Origin of the sequence: Roseiarcus sp. (assembly GCF_052145395.1) — a bacterium.
GTDB lineage: Bacteria > Pseudomonadota > Alphaproteobacteria > Rhizobiales > Beijerinckiaceae > Roseiarcus.
On sequence record NZ_JBKQOT010000278.1, the window covers coordinates 1 to 6,742 of the forward strand.

The window sequence follows — 6,742 nt, forward strand, 5'->3', positions numbered from 1 at the left end:
CCCTGGGCCTGGAAAGCTCGCCAAGACGCCGCCCGCGTCACGACCGCCCTCGCCGCGTAACCAGCTTCAGCACGTCGCCGCTACCGCCAGCCAACACCCCGGGCGCATCTCGGAGGCGTACGTTCGAACAAACTCACTTTCTGGTCCTGGCTAGCTGGAAACCCACGGCCTCGCACGGTCGGCCTTCAGTCCGGTTTTCGAATCCCGAGCGTCATTCGGTCGGCCGCCGTGACGCCGATTACCGAAACGCGTACGAATTGAAACTGCATCGGAGCGCCGCGATGTACTTGCCGAATTTCCTCGACGGTTTCGACCGGCTCGTCGCCTTCGACGCGGAGACGACTGGCAAGCCTACACCCGACGCCGAGTTCATTCGCAAGCAGCCTTTCGCCTGGAGAGCCCCTGGCATCATCGTCGAAGTCGGTTTCGTCGAAATGCTGCGCGAAGGCGAGGGCTGGCGCAAGGGTGAGACGTGGAGCTCCAGGGTCAACCCGGATGGGCCAATCGACCCCGAGGCTATTAAGATCCACAGGATTCGCCCCGCCGATCTCAAGAACGCTCCACGGTTCCCGGCGATCCTGCCGAAAGTGAAAGACTTCGTTGGAGAGTCGCCGATCGTGGCCCACGCGTACGAGAACGAGCGAGATTTCCTCGACTAAGCGGCGATCAGGCCGTCCAGACTGTTGCAAATTAGGTGCTGTAAAAATGCACCTTATTTGCGATTCGCTGGTTTAGGGGCTCTGCTTCACTTTGTGTGATGGACGAGATCTTTACGGGTTTTTAGCGCGCTGAAAACACAGGGAGATTTGGCGCTGGGCTCCCGAAACAATATGAAATGACATTGCTCACGAGACTTGCCAGCAATTTCTCAGCGTTATCAGTCGCGTATTGCCAATTCTACTTCCCCATTTCCACACAAAGTGAAGCAGAGCCCGTTTAAGTGCAGCGCGACACACACCGGACGCGCCGCGCGTGCTGCGCTCCCCATGCCCGCGCTGCGGCGCCCGCATGATCGTCATCGAGGTCTTCGCGCGCGGATGCGAGCCAAGGTGGCGGCCGACCCCAAGCACGATCGACACATCATGAGCCAGACCGCCTGTCAGCGCCGCCGCCTTCCCGTTCTGTTGCGCTGGCTCCACGCCGGCGACGATCTCGCTCAACCCGATTCATGGCAATCCATGCGCCCGGCGCCCGTTGACGCCCTTCAAAATCAGCCCGGGACGCTTCTCTCGCCCTTTCGCCCGCCGCCGCGTGAAGGCATGCAGGTCGCGTCGCCGCAATGTCGCGCCCCCATCGAATGCGGCCCTAACCTAAAATCCCCATAGCGCTCGCCGCCCAAGCGCTGCCCAGCTCCCCGCGACTTCGTGCCCTGGCGCTTTTTGGACGCCGGCCCGCCGCGCCTGTGGTGAGCCTCGGTGCCGCCGGCGTCCAACTCGGGGACGACGCCTTCAACGTCTTCGTTTGGAGGCAACGCAGGAGCGGGATGGAGTCCTCATCCCGGCATCGTATCAATGAATCCCGTGCCGGTGAATCCCGTATGCAAAGCGTGTGGCTCTTGATAGGATTTCCAAAACGTTCCGCGGCCGCGGAACCATGAAATCGACGCCGGAACTGGAAACGCCCGATGGCGCGCATCTTCATCTCGCATTCGAGCCGCGACGACGAGGCGGCCGCGCGGATGAAGGTTTGGCTCGCCAGCCACGGGTTCGAGACCGCCTTCCTCGACTTCGACAAGATATCCGGCATCCCGCCCGGGGCCGACTGGGAGAGGACGCTTTACCGGGAGGTCGAGCAGTCCCAGGCCGTCATCATAATCCAGACGCCGAACTGGCTCGCCTCGAAATGGTGCTTCGCCGAGTTCACCCAGGCGCGCGCGCTTGGCAAGGCGATCTTCCTTGTGATCGAGACGCCGACCGGCGATGCTCAGATATCGCGCGACATCCAGACGCTCAACCTGCTCAGCGATCGCGAGGGCGGTCTCGAACGGCTCTCGCGCGAGCTCGTGCGGATCGCGCTCGACGCCCAGGGCGGCTTTACATGGGATGCGAGCCGCCCGCCGTTTCCAGGTCTGCTCGCCTTTGAGGAAGAGGACGCTGCGATCTATTTCGGCCGCGACGACGACATCCGCCGTTTGATCGAGCGGCTCGACGCGCGGCGCGCGCAGGGCGGCGCCAAGCTGGTCGCGCTGCTCGGGTCGTCCGGATCGGGCAAATCCTCCCTGCTGCGGGCCGGGGTCGTTCCGCGGCTGAAACGCGCCGGCCGCAATTGGATCGTCGCGCCCCCGATGCGGCCCCGCCTGCATCCGGTCGACGAATTGGCGGTGGCGCTGGCAGGGGCGTCCGGCCCTGGCGCCGACTGGCGCAAGCTGAAGGACGATCTCTTACGTCCCGACCCCACGCGCGCTCTCGCGGACTTCGCCAACGACCTGCGCGTCAAGGCGGGCGCGGGCGAAGCGCAGATACTGATCCCGATCGACCAGGCGGAAGAGCTGTTCGGCATCGCCGATCCGGACGAGGCCCGGCGATTCCTGGAAATCCTCAGTCAAGCTCTCGCCGAGAGCCTGCCGTTCATGGCGGTCATGGCTATGAGGTCAGACTTTTTGGGGCGGCTGCAATCGGCGGCGTCGCTGACGGCTCGGTTCGAGGAATTCTCGCTCGGACCGATGCCGCTACCGCGCATTCCGCAGATCATCCAGGGACCGGCGAAAGTGGCCGGCGTAAACGTCGAAGAGGCCTTTGTGCAACAGGCCGCCCGTGACGCCGCGACAGAGGACGCGCTGCCGCTTTTGGCCTTCGCGCTGCGCGAACTCTGGGACCGGTCGTCGAACAAGGTGCTCAGTCTGGACGGCTACAAAGCGCTCGGAGACGAGAAGGCGGGGCTCACCCCGCTTGAAAACGCGGTGCGCAAAGCCGCCGACGCGGTGCTGGCCGAGGCGAAGCCGGCCGACGACGAGTTGGCGGCGCTGCGCGAGGCGTTCGTGCCCGCGATGGTGCGCGTCAATGACCAGGGCGAATATGTCCGCCGTCCGGCGCGGCTAGACGAACTGCCGGCCAAAGCCCAGCCGCTGCTGGAGCGATTGGCGAAGGCGCGCCTCCTGGTCGTGCGACAGGAAGGCGACGCCCGCGTAGTCGAAGTGGCGCACGAGGCGCTGTTGCGGAAATGGCCGCTGCTCAGATCCTGGCTGGACGCGGCGCGGGTGTTCCTGATCGGAAAACAGCAACTCGAGCAGGATCTGCGTGACTGGGAGCAGGCCCCGGAGGCGGACAAGGCCACCGCTCTCCTGACTGGGCTGAAACTCAGTCGCGCTCGCCGGTGGCTGACTGAGCATCCAAGCCAGCTGAGTCCGCAGGAGCGGGCGTTCATTCAAGCGAGCATAGAGCGCGCCGAAGCGGAGACCCGTCGCAATGAGAGGACGCGGCGGATCATCACCTGGGGCTCGCTCGCCGCCGCATTGGTGCTGGCCGTCGTCGCCGGCTGGGCTGTGTGGGAGGCGTGGGCCGCGAACACCGCGGAAAAGAGTGCGCTGCAATCGGAGCAACACGCGAAGGACGCGCTCTCGGACGCGCAGCTGGCGCACCGCCGGGTCGCGCAGGTCCAGCAGATCAGCCGCCATACGAGCGACCCGTCGTCGCGCCCGCAGCGCAGCCTGCTGCTCGCAGTTTATGCGGCGGCGCTGCAACCCCGCGACACGGTCGGGCTGCTCGGCGCGATCGACGGCGTGCGCCAGCGACTACGCGCAGCCGCAGGCCTGCCGCTGGACGGCCACGCGGCGGATGTGGTGGCCGCGGCCTACTCGCCTGACCGGCGGTGGCTCGCCGTTGGCGGCGCCGATGGGCTGATCCGCCTGCACGATCTGAAGGCGGCCGACCCGGGTGCCGCTGTGCACGATCTTGCAGGGCATCACGGCCCGGTTGCCGGCCTCGCGTTCGCGGCGGACGGCCGTCGTCTCGTCAGCGCCGGGAGCGACGGCACCTTGCGCTTGTGGCAGGTCGACGCGGCCTCGCCAGTCGCCGGCCGCGTGATCTCGGTGAACTCATTCGGACCGATCCGCGCGCTCGCCGCGAGCCCCGATGGGCAGTGGCTCGCCTTCGGCGGCGAGTCTGGTCAGCTGTGCCTCTGGCGCTGGCTGGCCGACGGGCCGGAGGGAGCGCCTTGTGATCAGGCTTGGCGGGATGAATCGCCCGTCACCACGGTCGTGTTCAGCCCGAAGGGCCGCTGGTTGGCCGCCACTTGCGCCGGAGCCTGCAAGTCGGGCAGCGCGCCGGTGCCACTATGGGACCTGTCTGCGCAGGGGGCGGAGCGCGGTCCAAAAAGTCTCATCCTCCGAAGCAAATTAACCGAACCGTCGCTGCTGGCGATCGCCTTCTCGCCGGACGAGACGCGGCTGGCGGCGGCTTACGGTTATGTCGCCGAGCTGTGGGATCTGACCCAGCCCGACCCTCCAGCGAGCCCGGTCGCGACCTACCCCGGTGGCGGCGGCTGGATCAGTACGCTCGACATCAGCGCCGACGGTCGCTGGCTCGCGCTCGGCAGCGGTGGTTCGAACGACGCGCGCCTGTGGCGTTTGGCGAGCAACCCAGGCGAGCCGCGCGTGCCGATCATTCTCTCTGGTCATGGCGGCCCCGTGACGGCGCTCCGATTCGGCGGCGACGGACGATGGCTGGCCAGCGCGGCGGCCGACGGCAGCCTGAACCTGTGGGACCTAATGAGCCCTGTACCACGCCTGACCCCGCTCCGCGGACACGATCTGTCGATCGACGCAATCCGCTTCTCACCTGGAGCCGACCCCGGCCACTTGCTGAGCTGGGGAAAGGGCGAACCGACACGGCTGTGGCGCTTGCCTGACCCTGGAGCGGACCCGCTCGTGCTGCGGGCGCCGGTCGGCCCGGTCATGATGGGCCTGGCCGCCAGCGCGGACGGCCGATGGATCGCGTCGTCCAGCGATGGCGACGACCGGCTCGCGCTGTGGTCGACGCAGGACCTGCGTGCGCCGGCGCAAATGCTGGCCGTTCCGGGATTCGCACGCTCGATCGCGTTCAGCCCCGACGGTCGCTGGCTGGCCGCGAAGAGCCAGAACCACGGGCGCATCAGCCTTTGGAGCCTACGCGACCTCGACAAGCCCCCGCTGGTGATGGTTGAGGACGGATGGAGCGACGACCGCACCTTGCGTTTCAGCCCCGACGGCCGCTGGCTCGCTAGCGGCACCTCGGGCGGCCAAGGCCGAGGGCCGAGCCTCGATCTGTGGGACGTCTCCGCCGACACGCCCGCGCTGGCGCCACGGTACCGCTGCCAGCCGAGAAGACCGGTGCGAGAGCTCGAGTTTAGCAACGATGGCAAGCTTTTGGCGACAGCCGCTCAGGACACGGCCGCCTACCTTTGGAGCCTGGCGTCCGAGAACCCCTGCTCGACCCCGTTGCGGTTGCCGCATGGCGACGTCGTCTACCAGATATCGCTCAGCAGCGATGGACGCTGGGCCGCCACCGCCAGCTTCGATCAGAAGGGACGGTTGTGGGAGTTGGCGCCCGGGGCGCCGCCGAAACTGGTCCGCGAGATCGACTTCGAGGACCGCGTGTTCCGCGCCGTGTTCAGCCCGGACTCCCGATGGGCGGCCTTCGCGTCGTGGGACTGTAGCGCGGCCTTGCTGGACTTGCGCGCGCCAGCAACCGCCCCACCCATCCGTCTAACGGGGCACGTCGGGCGCATCCTGGCCGCCGGCTTCAGCCCCGACAGCCAGTGGCTCGCCACCGCCGGCGAGGACCGGACGATCCGTCTATGGCGTCCCGACGCGCCGGGAGAAGCGCCGGTCGTGCTGCGCGGGCACGAAGGTTCTGTGGCCCACCTCGGCTTTAGCCCAGACGGACGTTGGCTCATCTCCGGCGCGTACGACGGCACGGTGCGCCAGTGGCGGCTGCACCTGGATGACCTGATTCAAGTGGCCTGCGCGAGCGCTGGACGCACGCTGACGCCGGCCGAGGTTGAACAGTATCTGGGCGGCGCGCCTGACGCGCCCTGCACCACGCCGGGCAAGTAGTCGGGATAAGGCGCGCCGACGGCGTCGTCACGTTGCCTGACGAAGAGCTCGAGTGGACAGCGCCATGCGGGTTTTCACGCTGCAGCGCCAAGCAATGAGCCGGCCTCACCGTTCCCCCTGGACATTCGTTCTGTCCCACATCGCTAACCTCCATCTCTATGAAACGAAACGGCGCGTCCATGCTGCTAGCTAGAGGGGCCACGACCGAAAATGGTGGTGTAATTTATGCTCGCCGACCTTGTCCGCCAGGGCCACGGGGTCCCAGGCCGGGGCTTGATTTCACCTGATCGCGAGTGACATTGACGTCGATGCGATGTTCGGACCAGGTCGATGCCCTTCACCGCAAACGGCGCCAGTTGGACATGCTTTCCCGGCAACCAATCCGCGTGGCAATGACGAGATAGCGGATGTCCCAGTTGACGTCGTTGGCAAGGAAATTCTCTACGTGGCCGAGGTCGCCGTCCGCGGCGTGGACGTGATAGCCGTTGACCGAGACGACGCTGCGCAGATGCGGATCACCCTCACTGCGATGGCTTTCCATGTCCGCGGCCCGACGCGCTGCGTTCTCCGAAAAGATCAGCGGTTCCAAAAGCGGCGCGGCGATGTCGCTTGCGCCAAAATACGTCGTTCCCCACGCTGGATCCCACCCATAATGGTCGTAAAGGTCGGTCTCCATTTGCTTCGTCACCGGCTCATCTTGGCGCGCGTCCG

3 protein-coding genes and 1 pseudogene are annotated in these 6,742 nt (G+C 66.5%); 2 read left to right on the forward strand and 2 right to left on the reverse strand.

The window, feature by feature from the left end; genetic code table 11:
• The first annotated feature begins 257 nt into the window (after positions 1-257).
• Entirely contained in the window at positions 258-659 is a 402-nt protein-coding gene (locus ACLP25_RS09335; RefSeq protein WP_442468925.1) for a 3'-5' exonuclease, read from the forward strand.
• 186 nt (positions 660-845) lie between these two features.
• On the opposite strand, the gene ACLP25_RS09340 is transcribed toward ACLP25_RS09335, so the two are convergent.
• Positions 846-1,160, reverse strand: a complete 315-nt coding sequence (locus ACLP25_RS09340; RefSeq protein ID WP_442468927.1) for a hypothetical protein — start codon at positions 1,158-1,160, stop codon at positions 846-848.
• A gap of 464 nt (positions 1,161-1,624) precedes the next feature.
• On the opposite strand from ACLP25_RS09340, the gene ACLP25_RS09345 reads away from it, so the two are divergent.
• Positions 1,625-6,031 (forward strand): toll/interleukin-1 receptor domain-containing protein, encoded by a 4,407-nt coding sequence (locus ACLP25_RS09345; protein ID WP_442468926.1) that lies wholly within the window; start codon positions 1,625-1,627, stop codon positions 6,029-6,031.
• Between the two features lie 337 nt (positions 6,032-6,368).
• Here the strand turns inward: ACLP25_RS09345 and ACLP25_RS09350 are convergent.
• Positions 6,369-6,742, reverse strand: a pseudogene (locus ACLP25_RS09350) (PRC-barrel domain-containing protein); the annotation flags it as partial.

Bases quoted from the DNA above. Each gene is read 5' to 3' on its own strand.
- ACLP25_RS09345 (WP_442468926.1), top strand. From the start codon at position 1,625: ATGGCGCGCATCTTCATCTCGCATTCGAGCCGCGACGACGAGGCGGCC.